Source organism: Mycobacterium hubeiense, assembly GCF_002838065.1.
Taxonomy (GTDB): domain Bacteria; phylum Actinomycetota; class Actinomycetes; order Mycobacteriales; family Mycobacteriaceae; genus Mycobacterium; species Mycobacterium hubeiense.
Genome location: NZ_PIZU01000008.1, coordinates 63,197 through 79,742 on the forward strand (window position 1 = coordinate 63,197; position 16,546 = coordinate 79,742).

Here is a 16,546-nt window from a genome sequence, read left to right on the forward strand (position 1 = left end):
TCACCGGCCGCGGGGAGACAGGGCAAGGTGGCCGGCGGCGGATAGATCCGCGCGGTGCTTGTCATCACGGTGCTCCTCCTCACGGCTGATCGTTGCCTCTACCTTGCCGTCTGGCCACCACTGCGGCGACCCCTCAGTGGGGGGTCAGCGGGGTGTGACCAGATGACCGAATTCGGCTGCGGTGCCCCCTATCTGGGGGAGTCACTGCTACCGCATGAATTGTCCGGCCGCGTTGGCCAGGTCGAGCACGGGTTGCGGCGCGATGCCCAGCAGTACTGTCACGCCCGCGGCCACAGTGACCGCCGCTGCGGTTAGCTTTGTGGGCACGGCTGCTCGGGGCGTCTCCGCGCTCGGTTCGGTGAAGAACATCAACACGATGACACGGGCATAGGCGAACGCCGCGATCGCACTGCTAAGCGCTCCGACGACGACGAGGCCGGCGGCCCCGACATTCATTGCGGCAGTAAAGATCGCGAATTTGCTGACGAACCCGCTTGTCAGCGGAATCCCGGCAATCGCCAACAGGAAAAGCGCCATCGCCGCTGCGACCGTGGGCGATCGCCTGCCCAGTCCATTCCACCGCGAGATGTCGGTGGCCTCCTCGCCGTCGGCACGGCGGATGAGGCTGACGACGGCAAACGCACCAAGGGTGCTGAAGCCGTAGGCGACCAGGTAGAACAACGTCGACGACAAGCCGTTCCGCGTGGCGGTTACGCCAAGCAGGATGAACCCGACATTGGCCACCGACGAGTAGGCGAGCAAGCGCTTGACGTCGGTCTGGACCACGGTGAGAACCGCCGCAACCACCATGGTAAGGGTCGCTATCCCCCATAGAACCGGACGCCAATCGGCGACCAGTTCAGGCAGCGCGATGTAAAAGATTCGGAGCATCGCACCGAACGCAGTGATTTTCGTCGCGGCGGCCATGAGCCCGGTGATGGGCGTGGGGGCGCCCTGGTACACGTCGGGCACCCACGACTGGAACGGCACCGCGCCAGCCTTGAAAAGCAAACCGACTGCCAGCAGTGCGATTCCGGTCAACAACATCGACGTATCGCCGCGACGCGTGGTGATAGCGTCGGCGATGCCGGCGAACGTCAGCGTGCCCGCATATCCGTAAAGCATTGCGATGCCGTAGAGGAAGAGTGCCGACGAGAACGCCCCGAGCAGGAAGTACTTCAGCGCGGCCTCCTGCGACAGCAGGCGCCGATGCCGGGCTAGCCCACACAGCAGATATAGCGGAAGCGAAAGCACTTCCAGTGCAACGAACATCGTCAGCAGGTCGGCGGCGGCGGGGAAGAGCAGCATCCCGCCGATCGCCATCATGGTGAGCGGAAAGATCTCGGTCTGGATGACGCCGCCGCTGGTTGCGCTCTGCTCGGCGGGGCTGCCAGGGACCAGGGAGCCCTGTGGGGCGAACGCGGCAAGGCTGCGCTCTGCGATCGGCACGATCGCGACGATCCCCGTCAACAAGATGGCTCCTTGCAGGAACAGCGCCGGACCGTCGATCATGACTGAGCCCATGACGACGCTACCGTGGTGGCCGGCGAGCAGGACGACTGCAACGAAAGCCGTCACAAGGCCGCTGGCGCTCAGCGCCAGTTGAGCCGGGTACCGGCCGCGGCAGGGGACGAACCCCTCGACCAGCACACCGGCGACGGCCGCGCCGAACACGATGAGCATCGGCGACAACTGTGCATACTCGACACTGGGCGTGGGAATGCTCATTTGGCCATCACCTTCGGTGCGGGGTCGTGCTGGCCGATAGAGGTCAGGGTGTGTTCGATGGCGGGGTTGATCACATCGAGGGCCGGTTTGGGGTATATCCCGAGCACCAGAAGCAGCGCGAGCAGCGGTGCGACCGCGACCAACTCACGACCGACCAGATCGTGGATGCGGTCATTGCCGTCGGTGACTGGGCCGGTCATCATCCGCTGATACAGCCACAGCACGTAGATCGCGGACAATACGAGCGCAACCGTGGCGATGACGGCCGCGAGTGGATAGCGCGTGAATGTTCCTGTCAGTACCAGGAATTCGCTGATGAACGGCGCAAGCCCCGGAAGCGCCAGCGCAGACAAACCGGCGACCAGGAACGTGCCGGCCAGTACCGGTGCGACCTTCTGCACCCCACCGTAGGCGGCGATCACACGTGTGCCCCGGCGGGAGGTCAGGAATCCGGCGAGAAGGAAAAGTGTTGCCGTTGAGACGCCGTGGTTGACCATGTAGAGGGTGGAGCCGGCCTCGCTCTGGCTGGTCATCGCGAAGATGCCCAGAATGATGAATCCGAAATGCGATATCGACACGTAGGCGATCAACCGCATCATGTCGGTCTGGCCGATCGCCACAATCGCGCCGAAGAGGATGGCGACGACCGCCAGCGTGATGATCAGCGGGCGGAAGAACGCTGACGCGTCGGGGAACAACTGCAAGCAGTAACGCAACATCCCGAACGTTCCCACCTTGTCGACCACGGCCATCATCAACACCGCCGTGACGGGTTTCGCTGCGCTGGCCACGCCGGGCAGCCAGGTATGGAACGGCCACAGCGGGGCCTTGATCGCGAACGCGAGCATGAAACCCAGGAAGAGGAGTCGTGCGATCGTCGGGTCAGCGTCGTGGGCAAGGGTGACGAGCTCGCGGAAATCCAGCGAGCCGTTGCCATCACGTGCGCTGAGCACGTACAGGCCGACGAGGGCCGCAAGCATGATGAGGCCGCCGAACAGGCTGTAGAGCAGAAACTTTAGCGCCGCCTGTGATCGGCCCGCGCCCCCGAATCGGCCGATGAGGAAGTACATCGGGATCAGCATGGCTTCGAAGAACACGTAGAACAGCAGCACGTCCAGCGCGACGAACGAAATCAGCACCATGCCCTCGACGCACAACATAAGCGCGACGTAGACGTGCTGTTCATATTGCCGGCTCGACGCGTCGTTCCAGCCGGCGATGATCAGTAGCGGCACCAGCACGGCGGTGAGCAGCACCAGAACCAGCGCAACGCCGTCGATGCCGACCGTGTAGCCGGCGCCGAAAGCCGCTATCCAGGTGTGGGATTCGATGAACTGGTATTGCTCGCCGCCGGGTTCGAAGCCGACCGCCAAGATTGCAGCAACACCCAGAACCGCCATCGCTGCAACCAGACCCACCCATTTGGCCAGCGTTCGTTGGGGAGGCGGCAGTAGCAGCACGACGCCAGCGCCGACGACAGGCCCAAGCCACAGAATTGTCAACCACGGAACGCTAGTCACCACGACCTCACCATCCATAGGGCCGCGACCGCTACGACCGCGCCCGCCAAGATGGACAGCGCGTACGACCGAGCGAACCCGGTCTGCAACTGCCGCAGGCGATACGAGAGACGGCCGACCAACGCGGCAAGGCCGGTGACCGCGCTGTCAATGCCGTTGTCGTTCATCACCACTAGCGCGCGAGTCAGCCGCGCTCCGGGTCGCATGAGTACTTCTTCGTTGAATGCGTCGCCGTAGAGGTCTTTGCGGGCGGCGACGGCGAGTGCCGAGCCGGTCGGCGCTTCGGCGGGCACGGGTTGGGTGCCGTACGTGCGGTAGGCGATCGCGATGCCGACGGCCACCGTGGCCAGGATGATGGTGGTGGCCACCCACACCGGCATCACGTGGTGGGCTTCGTGGGTGCCGACGACCGGTTCGAGCCAGTGCTCGAGGGTGCCGCCGATGGCGAGCAGCCCGCCGGAGGCCACCGAGCCGATGGCCAGCAGGATCATCGGCCAGGTCATCACCTTCGGGGCCTCGTGCGGGTGAACGTCTGGCGCCCAACGCTTTTCGCCGAAGAAGGTCATCAGCATCACCCGGGTCATGTAGAAGGCGGTGATGCCGGCGCCGAGCAGCGTGGCGCCGCCCAGGAGGATGCCGCGGGGTCCGCCGTCGCCGAGCGCGGCTTCGATGATGGCGTCTTTGGAGAAGAATCCGGCCAGCGGCGGCACTCCGATGATGGCCAGGTAGCCCAGCCCGAACGTGACGTAGGTGATGGGCAGCAGGGTGCGTAGGCCGCCGTAGCGGCGCATGTTGACCTCGTCGTTGGTGGCGTGCATGACCGAGCCGGCGCCCAGGAACAGGCCGGCCTTGAAGAAGCCGTGGGTGAGCAGGTGCAGGATCGCGAACGCATAGCCGGCCGGCCCGAGACCGGCGGCCAGATGCATGTACCCGATCTGGCTCATGGTCGACGCGGCCAGGGCTTTCTTGATGTCGTCCTTGGCGCAGCCGATGATCGCCCCGAACAACAGCGTGACGGCGCCGACGATCACCACCCCGGTCTGGGCCCAGGGGGCCAGATCGAAGATCGGACCCGATCGCACAATCAGGTACACGCCGGCGGTCACCATCGTCGCGGCGTGGATCAGCGCCGACACCGGCGTCGGGCCTTCCATCGCGTCCAGGAGCCAGGACTGCAGCGGGACCTGGGCCGACTTGCCGCACGCGCCCAGTAGCAGCAGCAGCCCGATCACGCTGAGCACGGCCTCGCTGGCGGCCGGCGCGGCGTCGAACACTCCGGAGAACGCCACCGTCCCGAAGGTCGCGAACATCAGGAACATCGCGATGGCCAGGCCCATGTCGCCCACGCGGTTGACCACGAAGGCCTTCTTGGCTGCGGTGGCCGCGGTCGGCTTGTGCTGCCAGAACCCGATCAGCAGGTATGAGGCCAGGCCCACGCCTTCCCATCCGACATACAGGCCCAGGTAGTTGTCGGCCAGCACCAGCAGCAGCATGGCCGCTAGAAACAGGTTCAGGTAGGCGAAAAACCGTCGCCGGTCGGGATCGTCGGCCATATAGCCCACGGAGTAGACGTGGATCAGCGAGCCGACGCCGGTGATCAGCAGCACGAAACACATCGACAGCTGGTCGAGCTGCAACCCGAAGTCGACCTGCAATCCGGCCACCGGCACCCAGGAGAACAGCGTCTCGTGGACGAGGCGGTGCTCGGCGTCACGGCCTGCCATGTCGGCGAACTGCGCCGCGCCGACGACGAACGACGCGAGCGCCGCCGCGCAGCCGAGCAAATGACCCCAGCGGTCGGAGCGCCTGCCCGCCAGCAGCAGTATCGCCGCGCTCGCCAGCGGTAAGACGATGGTCAGCCACACCGGAATTGTCATGGCAGCCTTAGTGCTTCAGTAGGCTGGCGTCGTCGACCGAGGCCGATTTGCGGGTGCGGAAGATGGTCATGATGATCGCCAGGCCCACCACCACTTCGCAGGCCGCGACCACCATGGTGAAGAACGCCACCACCTGGCCGTCGAGGTGGCCGTGCATGCGGGAGAACGCGACGAACGCCAGATTGCAGGCGTTCAGCATCAGCTCGACGCACATGAACATGACGATCGCGTTGCGGCGCAACAACACCCCCGCCGCACCGATCGTGAACAACAACGCCGACAAGTACAGATAATTATCTGGATTCACGATTGACCGTCCGATCGAGTACCGTTCATCCAGCCCTCGACCCAGTCGGCATCGCCGCCGCGAACGGGTGTCACCAGCCGCAGATGCGATGGCGCGGAAGGCCTGTCCCCGTGGGCCGTGACTCGGCGTGGTTGCAGGACCCGCGACACGGATCGCCGTGCGGGCGAGCCGTCTGGCAGCAGTGCGGGAATGTCCACAGCGTTGTGCATCGCGTAGACGCCCGGATTTGGAAGTGGTGTGACGCGGTGACCGTTGCGGAACCGCTCCCGGGACAGCTCGCGCTGAGACTTGCGGCGCTCGAAGCGTTCCCGGTGCGCCAACACCATCGCGCCGAGAGCGGCAGTGACCAGCAGCGCGCTCGTCAACTCGAAGGCCCACAGATAGCGGGTGAAGATCAGCGTCGCTACGCCCTCCACATTGCCGTCGGGAGTGAGCGCTGCGGAGCCACCGGCCACTCCTCCGCTGGCGGCATTGCCGATGCCGCCGATCAACAGGATGCCGAACGCCAGGCCGGCGATGACCGCAGAGACCCGTTGTCTACGAATGGTTTCCACTAGCGAATCCGCGGAATCCACGCCGACGAGCATGAGTACGAACAGGAAGAGCATCATGACCGCGCCGGTGTACACCACCACCTGCACCACACCGAGGAACAGCGCGTCTTGAGCGATGTAAAGCACTGCAACGATGATCATCGTCATCGCGAGGCATACCGCGGAGTACACGGCCTTCGCCGCCATCACGACGCCGAACGCGCCGATCACTGCAAGCGGACCCAGTACCCAAAACAGCACCGCTTCGCCGATCGAGGTCTGGGTGATCGGTTGCGCCAGAAGCGATGTGGTCATTGACGTACCTCCGCGGTGCTGTTGATGTTTCCCAGGTAGTAGTCCTCGTCTGTGCTGCCCGGCGCCATTGGATGCGGCGGCGCTTGCATGCCCGGCTGCAGCGGGGCGAGCAGTTTGTCCTTGCCCCAGATCAGGTCGGCGCGATTGTCGTCGGCCATCTCGTAGTCGTTGGTCATGGTCAGCGCGCGGGTGGGGCAAGCTTCGATGCACAGCCCACACCCGATGCATCGCAGGTAATTGATCTGATAGACCCGGCCATAGCGTTCACCGGGCGAATACCGTTCCTGCTCAGTGTTATCGGCGCCCTCCACGTAGATGGCGTCGGCGGGGCAGGCCCACGCACACAGCTCGCATCCGATGCACTTCTCCAGGCCATCGGGGTAGCGGTTGAGTTGATGCCGGCCGTGATAGCGCGGCGCGACGGGACCCGGCTGTTCCGGATACTGTTCGGTGACCGGCCTTTTGAACATTGTGCCGAACGTCACGGCGAAACCGGCTATGGCGTCGAAGAACCTAGGCATCGATTTCCTCCTGCCGGATGACGATGATCGGATCGAGGGTGCGCCGATTCGGCAACGGTGGCACCGGGAACCCGCCGGTTTCGTGCCATGGCGCGTGATCGCGCCGGGTAATTGACCGCCGCGACCGCGCGGATGTGCGCGCTGCCGCGAGCGCGATAGCCGCCATCAAGAGCCCTCCTGCGATTGCCGCGATCCACTCCGACGTTCGCCCACCCCCACCGACGGCGCGTGCGGTGGCGACGATCATGATCCAGGCCAGTGAGGTCGGGATGAGGATCTTCCAGCCCAGCGCCATGAACTGGTCGTAGCGCAGCCGCGGCAGGGTGGCACGCAGCCACATGAAGAGGAATAGAAACGCCCACACTTTGGCCGCGAACCACAACAGCGGCCACCAACCAGTGTTCGCGCCGTCCCACATGTTGATCGGCCAGGGAGCGTGCCAGCCGCCCAGGAACATCGTCGTCGCCAGCGCCGAGACGGTGGTCATGTTGACGTATTCGGCGAGCATGAACATCGCGAATTTCAGCGATGAGTACTCGGTGTGGAATCCGCCGACCAGTTCACCCTCGGCCTCAGGCAAATCGAATGGGGCGCGGTTGGTTTCGCCGACCATCGCGGTCATGTAGATGAGGAACGAGGGCGCCAGCACGAACGCATACCAGGTGCCGTGCTGGGCGGCGACGATGCCGGAGGTGGACATGGTTCCGGAGTAGAGGAACACCGTGACGAAGGACAGCGCCATCGCGATCTCGTAGGAGATCACCTGCGCGCTCGAGCGCAGCCCACCCAGCAGCGGATAGATAGATCCGGATGCCCAGCCCGCCAACACGATCCCGTAGGCGCCGATAGAGGTCACTGCCAGGATGTAGAGGACCGCCACCGGCAGGTCCGTCAGTTGAAGCATCGTGGGGTGGCCGGCGACGGACACCTCGCCGCCAAGGGGGATAACGGCGAACGCCATAAAGGCCGGGACTACCGAAATGATAGGTGCCAGCAGGTAGAGCCTGCGGTCCGCCCCGGCGGGTGTGATGCCCTCCTTCAAGGCCAGCTTCACACCGTCGACAAGGCTTTGCAGGAGGCCGGCTGGCCCGACGCGGTTAGGACCGACCCGCACTTGCATCCAGGCAAGCACCCTGCGCTCGACGAGTATGGCGACCAAGACGGTCAACAACAGGAACACGAATACCGCGACTGCTTTCGCGGCAACCAGCCACCAGGTGTCGGTCACGACGCCACCCCAATCGCGACGACGGCTCCGACAGTCACACCGAGCTGCTGATGCACCGCGGAGCCGGAGGAGTTCAGCGGTAGCCACGCGACCCGGTTGGGCAGGTCGGCGAGGGCCAGCGGTAAGGTGATCGAGCCGCGCCCGCTACTGACAGTGACCGAATCTCCCTCGGCCGCACCGATTTCGGCGGCAGTGGATTCGGACAGGCGAACCACCGGCCGGCGGGCTGTTCCGGCCAGGTGTGGTTCGCCGTCTTGCATCCGCCCACGGTCCAGCAGCTTCCGCCAGCCCGCCAGAATGGCCTGGCCCGCCGCGGGTTTCGGTATGACTGCGGGTTGCAAACGGGGGGCATCCGGGCGCGGCCCCTGCCAGGTTCCGAGTCGCAGGAGTTCGTTGCGTGCCGCGGCGATGTCGGGTAGGCCGAGGCCGACACCCATTTCGGTGGCGAGCGCATCAAGCACCCGTAGATCCGACAAGGATCCGGTGTCGGGCAGAGCGGCGGAAAACGACCGTTGGCGGCCTTCCCAATTGAGGAATGTGCCTGACTTTTCGGTGACAGACGCGACCGGGAATACCACGTCGGCGCGCTCGGTGACCTCACTATGACGCAGTTCCAGGCTCACCACGAATGTTGATGTCAACGCGCGCCGGGCGGCATCGGGGTCGGGGAGATCGACGATCTCGACGCCGCCGACCAGGAGGCCCTCCAGCCGGCCGTCGATCGCGGCCGCGAGGATTCCGGTGGTGTCCCTGCCGGGTTGGCCGACGGGGCGACCGCCGGGCAGCAGGTTGGGCAGTGCGCCGGCCTCCAGCGCGGCGCGCTCGCCGGCCCGTCGCGGCACCCAAACCAGCTGCGCGCCAGTGCGGTCGGCCAGCCGCCCGACAGCGGACAGCCCGCCGTCGACCGACGCCAGCCGCTCGCCGACCATCACCACCGCTCCGGGTTGGCTCAGCAGGTCGGCCACCTCGCCGGTGTGCAACCGGTCGAGGACCGACGGCTCTTCACCCGGCGCCGCACGCAGCAGCGTGCCCGCCATCTTGGTCAGGCCGCGGGTGGTGAACGGCGACACGGAAAATACCCGTAGGCCACGGCTGCGGGCGGCCTTGCGCAGCCGCAGGAAGACGATCGGGGACTCGTCTTCGGGTTCGAACCCCACGAGCAGCACCGCCGGAGCCTTCTCGAGGTCGGCATAGGTGACCGTCATCGGCCGCCCTGCGACGCGCGCCGCGAGGAAGTCGGCCTCCTCTGCGGAGTGGGGCCGCGCCCTGAAGTCGATGTCGTTGCTGCCCAGGGCGAGTCGTGCGAACTTTGCGTACGCATAGGCGTCCTCCCAGGTGGTACGCCCACCAACCAGCACGCCGGCCCGGCGGTAGGCACCTCGGAGCCCGTCGGCCGCCGCTGCCAGCGCTTGCGACCACGACGCCGCCGCCAGCGTGCCGTCGGCGCCGCGGATCAAGGGGCTGGTGATTCGGTCGGACTGAGTCGCGTAGTTGAACGCCCAGCGGCCCTTGTCGCAGTTCCACTCTTCATTGACTTCGGGGTCATCACCTGCCAACCGGCGCAGCACTTTTCCGCGTCGGTGATCGGTGCGCTGAGCGCATCCGCTCGCGCAGTGCTCGCACACGCTCGGGCTGGACACCAGATCGAACGGCCGGGCCCGGAATCGGTAGGCACTGCCGGTCAGTGCGCCGACCGGGCAGATCTGCACGGTGTTGCCGGAGAAGTAGGAATCGAACGGCTCTTTGGCGTAAGTCCCCACCTGCTGCAGCGCGCCCCGCTCAAGCAGCTCGATGAACGGGTCGCCGGCGATCTGATCGGCAAACCGGGTGCATCGCGCACATAACACGCAGCGCTCGCGGTCGAGCAGAACCTGCGCCGAAATGTTGATCGGTTTGGCGAACGTGCGTTTGACGTCGTGGAATTGGGATTCCGCGTTGCCGTTGGACATAGCCTGGTTCTGCAGCGGGCACTCTCCGCCCTTGTCGCACACCGGGCAGTCCAACGGGTGATTGATCAGCAAGAGCTCCAGCACGCCCTTCTGCGCCGTGTCCGCGACCTCAGAGGTGCGCTGGGTGCGCACCACCATGTCGTTGGTCACCACGGTCGTGCAGGAGGCGGTCGGTTTGCGCTGGCCCTCTACTTGCACCAGGCACTGCCGGCACGCGCCGACGGGCTGCAGTAACGGGTGGTCGCAGAACCGCGGAATATGAATCCCTGCCAGCTCGGCCGCGCGAATCACCAACGTGCCCTTCGGTACCCGCAGCTCGGTGTCATCGATGGTGAGGTTCACCATCTCCACCGGCGGGGCCTCGCGGGTCGGTTCGGTGACGGTCATCTTGACCACCCCCTCGCCGCGAGCGAGCGCTTCCGCACGCGACACGCCGCCTGCTGCGTATCAATCCGCACACTCGGTGTCCATTCGGTGACCATCTAGACACCCACCCCCGCGGTGGCCGTCAGCGTCGAGGCGTGCGGGTCGAACGGGCAGCCGCCTCCGGACACGTGCGCGTGGTACTCGTCGGGGAAAAACTTCAGCGAGGACTGGATCGGGCTGGCCGCGCCATCGCCCAACGCGCAGAAGGATCTTCCGTTGAGGTTGTCGGCGATCCGGGCCAGTTTCTGTAGGTCTTCGGACGTTCCCGTTCCAGCTTCCAGGCGTTCGTAGATCTGGGCCAGCCAGTAGGTGCCCTCGCGGCACGGCGTGCACTTACCGCAGGACTCGTGGGCGTAGAACTGGGTCCAGCGGCGCACCGCACGCACCACGCAGGTGGTTTCGTCGAAGATTTGCAGCGCCTTGGTGCCCAGCATCGAGCCGACCGACGCCATTCCCTCGTAATCCAGTGGCACATCGAGGTGTTCGTCGGTCAGTAGCGGAGTGGACGATCCGCCGGGTGTCCAGAACTTCAGCGAATGCCCGGCCCGCACACCGCCGGCATACTCGAGCAGTTCGCGCAGGGTGATGCCGAGTGGCGCCTCGTACTGGCCCGGTCGGTGGACGTGACCCGATAGGGAGTAGAGCGAAAACCCGGGTGAGTCCTCGCTTCCCATGGAACGGAACCAGTCGACACCGTGGAGTACGACGGCCGGCACCGACGCGAGCGATTCGACATTGTTCACCACGGTGGGGCACCCATACAGCCCGGCCTCGGCCGGGAACGGCGGCCGCAACCTGGGTTGACCGCGGCGGCCCTCCAACGAGTCGAGCAACGCGGTTTCCTCGCCGCAGATATAGGCGCCCGCCCCGGCGTGTACGACGAGGTCGAGGTGGTAGCCGGAGCCGAGGATGTCGGCGCCGAGGTACCCGGCGTCGTAGGCTTCGGTGACCGCGGCCTGCAGGCGCCGCAGTACCGGGACCACCTCGCCGCGGAGGTAGATGAAGGCGTGATGGGCTCGGATCGCATAGGCCGCGATGATGGCGCCCTCGATCAGAACGTGGGGGGTGGCCATCATCAGCGGAACGTCTTTGCAGGTGCCGGGTTCGGATTCGTCGGCGTTGACGACGAGGTAGTGCGGTTTGGCGCCTGCGCCGGAGTCATCCTGGGGGATGAACGACCACTTGACTCCGGTCGGGAAGCCGGCGCCGCCGCGGCCGCGCAGACCCGACTCCTTCACCGTCGCAATGACATCGTCGGGGTCCATGCCCAGCGCCTTCTGCAGCGCCTGGTAGCCATCGAACGCGCGGTAGGTATCGAGCGTCCAGGACTGTGGGTGATCCCAGTACCGGCTCAACACGGGAGTGAGCGCCATATCAGTCCTCGCCTTCCAAACCATGTGCGACCATGCCCTTTTCGTGTGCGGTCTTCAGCCCGGCCACAGTTGCCGGGCCGAGTGTGCGTGCATCGGCCAGGTCTTGCGGTTCCGGTAGGCCGGCGAGGGTGCGCGCGGTCTGGCGGAAGGGGCATAACGGCGCGCCGCGCGTTGGCACCGGTGGATTGCCTGCGCGTAGCGCGTCGACGAGATCGCGGGCCGACGACGGGGTTTGGTTGTCGAAGAACTCCCAGTTGACCATCACGACCGGGGCGTAGTCGCATGCGGCGTTGCATTCGATGTGCTCGAGTGTGACCCGGCCGTCGTCGGTGGTCTGGCCGGCGTGAATGCCCAAATGGTCTTGCAGCGCTTCGAGAATGGCGTCGCCGCCCATGATCGCGCAAAGCGTGTTGGTGCAGACGCCGACCAGATATTCGCCCGTCGGGGTGCGTCGGTACATCGAGTAGAACGTGGCGACCGCGGTGACCTGGGCACTGGTCAATCCCACTTGTTCAGCGCAGAACTCGATTCCGGCGGGCGTGAGGTAGCCGTCCTCGGACTGCACCAGGTGCAGCAGCGGAAGCAACGCCGAACGGGCGTGCGGGTAGCGCGCTATGATCTTCTCGGCATCGACTTCCAAGCGTGCGCGCACGTCAGTGGGGTAGGAGTCTCGCCCGCTCAAGCCATGTGGCTCATCGGGTTTCGGGCCCAATTGTAGAAACACGGTCATCGGTCGACTCCGCCCATGACGGGGTCGAGGGAGGCGACGGCGGAGATGACGTCGGCGACTAGGCCGCCCTCGCACATTGCTGCCACGGCTTGCAGGTTGGTGAACGACGGGTCGCGGTAGTGCACCCGGTAGGGGCGGGTGCCGCCGTCGGACACCATGTGCACCCCCAGCTCGCCGCGCGGGGACTCTACCGCGATGTAGACCTGGCCGGCGGGTACCCGGATGCCTTCGGTGACCAGTTTGAAGTGGTGGATCAGGCCCTCCATGGAGTGGCCCATGATGCGGGCGATGTGTTCGGGCGAGTTACCCAGCCCGTCGGGGCCGAGCTTCAAATCGGCGGGCCAGGCCAGTTTCTTGTCGTCGATCATCACCGGCCCCGGTTCGAGCCGCTCCAGGCATTGTTCGGCGATCTTGATTGATTCGTGCATCTCCTTCACGCGAATCAGGTAGCGGCCGTAGGCATCACAGCCGTCATCGGTGATCACGTCGAAGTCGTATTTCTCATACCCGCAGTACGGTTGGGACTTGCGCAGGTCGTGGGGCAGCCCGGTGGAGCGCAGCACCGGGCCGGTGATGCCCAGCGCCATACACCCGGTCAGGTCGAGGTAGCCGATGCCGACGGTGCGGGCTTTCCAGATGTAGTTCTCGTTGAGCAGATTCTCCAAGTCGCGCAACCGTTTCGGCAGCAGTTCCAGCAGGCCGCGGATCTGGCCGATGGCCTCATCGGGCAGGTCGGCGGCCAGCCCGCCGGGGCGGATGTAGGCGTGGTTCATCCGCAGGCCGGTGATGGTCTCGAACACCCGCAGAATTTCTTCGCGTTCGCGGAACCCGTAGAACATCGCGCTCATGGCGCCCAGTTCCATGCCGCCGGTGGCCAGCGCCACCAGATGGCTGGAGATGCGGTTGAGTTCCATCAACAGCACCCGAATCACGTTGGCGCGCTCGGGGATGGCGTCGGTGATGCCGAGTAGCTTCTCCACGCCCAGGCAATAGGCCGTCTCGTTGAAAAACGGTGACAGATAATCCATCCGGGTGACGAACGTGACACCCTGGATCCAGTTGCGGTACTCCAGGTTCTTCTCGATACCGGTGTGCAAATACCCGATGCCGCACCGTGCTTCGGTGACCGTCTCGCCCTCGATCTCCAGGATCAGCCGCAACACCCCATGCGTGGACGGATGCTGCGGGCCCATGTTCACCACGATGCGTTCACCGGCCTGCGCTTCGGCGTTTTCGCGGGCCGCCGCCACGATCTGGTCCCAGTCCTGCCCGCCCAGCGTGATGACGGTGTCGCCACAGGCACCGCCCTCAACGGGCGGGTTAGCCGAAGTACTCATCAGTTGTAGGCCCTCCGCTGATCGGGCGGCGGGATCTCGGCGCCGTGATACTCCACCGGGATGCCGCCCAACGGGTAGTCCTTGCGCTGCGGGTGCCCGACCCAGTCGTCGGGCATCTCGATGCGGGTGAGCGAGGGATGCCCGTCGAAAATGATGCCGAAAAAGTCGTAGGTCTCCCGTTCGTGCCAGTCACAGGTGGGATACACCGCGAACAGCGACGGGATGTGCGGATCGGCGTCCGGCGCGGCCACCTCCAGCCGGATGCGGCGGTTGTGGGTGATCGACATCAGCGGATACACCGCGTGCAATTCGCGGCCGGCTTCTTCCGGATAGTGCACACCGGATACGCCCAGGCACAGCTCGAACCGCAGGCCCGCGTCATCGCGCAGCGCCTGTGCCACCGCCGCCAGCCGCTCCCGGCGCACCTCCAGCGTCAGCTCGTCGCGAAACACCACCACCCGCTCGATGGCCGCGGCAAACACCTCGTCACCCAGCACGAACTGCAGCCGGTCGACCACCTCGTCGAAGTACCCGCCGTAGGGCCGCGGGGAGCTGCCCGGCAGCGCGACGGGCTGGATCAGCCGGCCGTAGCCCGACGTATCGCCGGTGTCGCGCACGCCGAACATGCCGCGGCGCACGCCGATCACCTCGCGGTCGCCCTTGCCGTTCTCACTCACCGCAGCAACCCTTTGAGCTCGATGGTGGGGGTCACCGCCAGCGCGGCCTGCTCGGCTTCGCGGATGGCCTCTTCGCGGTTGACGCCCAGCGGCATCTGCTGAATCTTGTCGTGCAGCTTGAGGATCGCGTACAACAGCATCTCCGGGCGCGGGGGACACCCGGGCAGGTAGATGTCCACCGGCACCACATGATCCACACCCTGAACGACGGCGTAGTTATTGAACATCCCGCCCGAAGACGCGCACACCCCCATCGCCAGCACCCATTTGGGTTCGACCATCTGGTCATAAATCTGGCGCAGCACCGGCGCCATCTTCTGGCTGACCCGGCCCGCGACGATCATCAGATCGGCCTGCCGCGGCGTCGCCGAGAACCGCTCCATCCCGAACCGGGCGATGTCGAACCGCGGCGAGGCCGTCGACATCATCTCAATCGCGCAGCAGGCCAGCCCGAACGTCGCCGGCCACAGCGAGCCCTTGCGGACATAGCCGGCCACCTTCTCCACCGTCGACAACAAGATCCCGCCCGGCAGCCGTTCCTCTAGTCCCAATTCAGGCCTCCCCGCCGCCACACATACGCATACGCCACGAACACGGTGGCCATGNGCCCTTGCGGACATAGCCGGCCACCTTCTCCACCGTCGACAACAAGATCCCGCCCGGCAGCCGTTCCTCTAGTCCCAATTCAGGCCTCCCCGCCGCCACACATACGCATACGCCACGAACACGGTGGCCATGAACAGCAGCATCTCCACCAGCGCAAACAGCCCGAGACTGTCGAACGCCACCGCCCACGGGTAAAGGAACACGATCTCGATGTCGAACACGATGAACAACATCGCGGTCAGGTAATACTTGATCGGGACTCGCTGGATGGTCGCTGCGCGGGCTCCGCTCCGCTGATGACCCGCCGCGTGCAGGGTGGCCGACTCCGGCATCGGCTCGATACCGCACTCATAGGCCTCCAGCTTCGACGCGTTGTAGCGGCGCGGCCCGATCACCAGCGCAATACCCACCGACACCACCGCAAACGCAGCCGCAATCCCGCCAAGCACCAGTATCGGCGTGTAGGGATTCATCGGGTCGGGCCTTTCGTCATCGGTGTCGCAACCACTACGCTGACGAATCGCTCGCACGGGTCAGCACCCCGAGTTGGGGGACGGACAAGGGGATTCACGTGAGAGGGCCCGATCGCTAACATCCGTAGCGTGAATCGTCACGCAGGCTGGGCTAGTGCCTACGCACCGCTTCAGGTGCTCGTGTACAGCAGCAATCCCGTTGTCCGAAATCGGATTCGACAGGCCCTGGGTCGCCGACCCGACAACCGGGTGCCCCCATTAGATTACGTCGACGTCGCCACGCAGCCGACAGTCATCAGCCAGATGGGCTCGGGCAGAATAGATCTGGCGATCCTTGATGGAGAGGCATCGCCGTCGGGCGGGCTTGGGCTGGCCAAACAGCTCAAAGACGAACTGCTGCAATGCCCTCCGATCGTGGTCGTCACTGGCCGCGCCGAAGACGCTTGGCTGGCAACGTGGTCACGTGCGGATGCCGTCGTGGCACGGCCGGTCGACCCGATGGTGCTGGCCGGGACGGTCACGCCGCTGCTGCGCAGCCGCCTCATCGCCTAGTGCGGGTGGACTTGAGGCTGCGACAACGTCGGCCGTCTATCTGAAGACAGATCGCGATGCTCAGCCAGCCACTGACGTTCGATGCGCAGTACGCGGTGGTGCTCGACAACCAGCCACGCGATGCCTCCGGCAATCGCGAGGGCGCCGACCACACCGGTTGTGAGGACCCACTGGTGCTGTTTGTATGCCGCCGCAGCCACACAGCCGCTCAGTGAGATCAAGCCGAGCGCGATCGACAGAAGCCCTGGCCAGCAGTAGATGTCGATGAACGGTTCGCCGGCGTGCTGTTGGGTGGTGCGGAAGTGGTCAACCGGATCGTGCGTGTTCGCCATGATTCCTCCTCGGTGGTTGTACCCGAAGAGCTAGTCCTGTCTTTGCCGCCGCCCATCCCCCT

Annotated in this window: 16 protein-coding genes; 1 reads left to right on the forward strand and 15 read right to left on the reverse strand. The window is 65.4% G+C overall.

What is annotated here, in order from left to right:
* Positions 1–207: 207 nt before the first annotated feature.
* The 14 genes from nuoN to CWS39_RS08825 all read right to left on the reverse strand — a co-directional run bounded on the left by nuoN (position 208) and on the right by CWS39_RS08825 (position 15,600).
* The gene (gene nuoN / locus CWS39_RS08755) at positions 208–1,728 is read right to left on the reverse strand and encodes an NADH-quinone oxidoreductase subunit NuoN (protein WP_102142518.1); all 1,521 of its coding nucleotides are present in this window, start codon (positions 1,726–1,728) and stop codon (positions 208–210) included.
* Positions 1,725–3,266 carry an NADH-quinone oxidoreductase subunit M gene (locus CWS39_RS08760; protein ID WP_233213414.1) on the reverse strand — a complete coding sequence of 514 codons (1,542 nt, stop codon included), beginning with the start codon at positions 3,264–3,266 and terminating at the stop codon, positions 1,725–1,727. Before CWS39_RS08760 ends, nuoN begins: the two co-directional genes overlap by 4 nt.
* The gene (gene nuoL, locus CWS39_RS08765) at positions 3,245–5,125 is read right to left on the reverse strand and encodes an NADH-quinone oxidoreductase subunit L (protein ID WP_102142519.1); all 1,881 of its coding nucleotides are present in this window, start codon (positions 5,123–5,125) and stop codon (positions 3,245–3,247) included. The genes CWS39_RS08760 and nuoL overlap by 22 nt, the downstream gene beginning before the upstream one ends.
* A 7-nt stretch (positions 5,126–5,132) precedes the next feature.
* Positions 5,133–5,432 carry an NADH-quinone oxidoreductase subunit NuoK gene (gene nuoK, locus CWS39_RS08770; protein WP_102142520.1) on the reverse strand — a complete coding sequence of 100 codons (300 nt, stop codon included), beginning with the start codon at positions 5,430–5,432 and terminating at the stop codon, positions 5,133–5,135.
* Positions 5,429–6,280 (reverse strand): NADH-quinone oxidoreductase subunit J, encoded by an 852-nt coding sequence (locus tag CWS39_RS08775; protein WP_102142521.1) that lies wholly within the window; start codon positions 6,278–6,280, stop codon positions 5,429–5,431. Before CWS39_RS08775 ends, nuoK begins: the two co-directional genes overlap by 4 nt.
* Positions 6,277–6,801 carry an NADH-quinone oxidoreductase subunit NuoI gene (gene nuoI / locus CWS39_RS08780; RefSeq protein ID WP_102142522.1) on the reverse strand — a complete coding sequence of 175 codons (525 nt, stop codon included), beginning with the start codon at positions 6,799–6,801 and terminating at the stop codon, positions 6,277–6,279. The genes CWS39_RS08775 and nuoI overlap by 4 nt, the downstream gene beginning before the upstream one ends.
* Complete coding sequence (gene nuoH / locus CWS39_RS08785) at positions 6,794–8,029, reverse strand: NADH-quinone oxidoreductase subunit NuoH (protein ID WP_102142523.1); 1,236 nt, start codon at positions 8,027–8,029, stop codon at positions 6,794–6,796. The genes nuoI and nuoH overlap by 8 nt, the downstream gene beginning before the upstream one ends.
* Positions 8,026–10,365: an NADH-quinone oxidoreductase subunit G gene (locus tag CWS39_RS08790; RefSeq protein ID WP_102142610.1), complete on the reverse strand. Its 2,340-nt coding sequence runs from the start codon at positions 10,363–10,365 to the stop codon at positions 8,026–8,028. Before CWS39_RS08790 ends, nuoH begins: the two co-directional genes overlap by 4 nt.
* A 95-nt stretch (positions 10,366–10,460) precedes the next feature.
* Positions 10,461–11,777 carry an NADH-quinone oxidoreductase subunit NuoF gene (nuoF, locus tag CWS39_RS08795; RefSeq protein ID WP_102142524.1) on the reverse strand — a complete coding sequence of 439 codons (1,317 nt, stop codon included), beginning with the start codon at positions 11,775–11,777 and terminating at the stop codon, positions 10,461–10,463.
* Position 11,778: 1 nt separating this feature from the next.
* The gene (nuoE, locus tag CWS39_RS08800; RefSeq protein ID WP_102142525.1) at positions 11,779–12,507 is read right to left on the reverse strand and encodes an NADH-quinone oxidoreductase subunit NuoE; all 729 of its coding nucleotides are present in this window, start codon (positions 12,505–12,507) and stop codon (positions 11,779–11,781) included.
* Complete coding sequence (gene nuoD, locus CWS39_RS08805) at positions 12,504–13,844, reverse strand: NADH dehydrogenase (quinone) subunit D (protein WP_102142526.1); 1,341 nt, start codon at positions 13,842–13,844, stop codon at positions 12,504–12,506. Before nuoD ends, nuoE begins: the two co-directional genes overlap by 4 nt.
* Entirely contained in the window at positions 13,844–14,521 is a 678-nt protein-coding gene (locus CWS39_RS08810; RefSeq protein ID WP_102142527.1) for an NADH-quinone oxidoreductase subunit C, read from the reverse strand. Before CWS39_RS08810 ends, nuoD begins: the two co-directional genes overlap by 1 nt.
* The gene (locus CWS39_RS08815) at positions 14,518–15,072 is read right to left on the reverse strand and encodes a NuoB/complex I 20 kDa subunit family protein (protein ID WP_102142528.1); all 555 of its coding nucleotides are present in this window, start codon (positions 15,070–15,072) and stop codon (positions 14,518–14,520) included. Before CWS39_RS08815 ends, CWS39_RS08810 begins: the two co-directional genes overlap by 4 nt.
* A 123-nt stretch (positions 15,073–15,195) precedes the next feature.
* Positions 15,196–15,600 carry an NADH-quinone oxidoreductase subunit A gene (locus tag CWS39_RS08825; RefSeq protein ID WP_102142529.1) on the reverse strand — a complete coding sequence of 135 codons (405 nt, stop codon included), beginning with the start codon at positions 15,598–15,600 and terminating at the stop codon, positions 15,196–15,198.
* Positions 15,601–15,729: 129 nt separating this feature from the next.
* Here CWS39_RS08825 and CWS39_RS08830 point away from each other — a divergent pair, with 129 nt between their 5' ends.
* Positions 15,730–16,152, forward strand: a complete 423-nt coding sequence (locus CWS39_RS08830) for a response regulator transcription factor (RefSeq protein WP_102142530.1) — start codon at positions 15,730–15,732, stop codon at positions 16,150–16,152.
* On the opposite strand, the gene usfY is transcribed toward CWS39_RS08830, so the two are convergent.
* Positions 16,149–16,484: a protein UsfY gene (usfY, locus tag CWS39_RS08835; protein WP_102142531.1), complete on the reverse strand. Its 336-nt coding sequence runs from the start codon at positions 16,482–16,484 to the stop codon at positions 16,149–16,151. The genes CWS39_RS08830 and usfY overlap by 4 nt on opposite strands.
* Positions 16,485–16,546 lie beyond the last annotated feature (62 nt).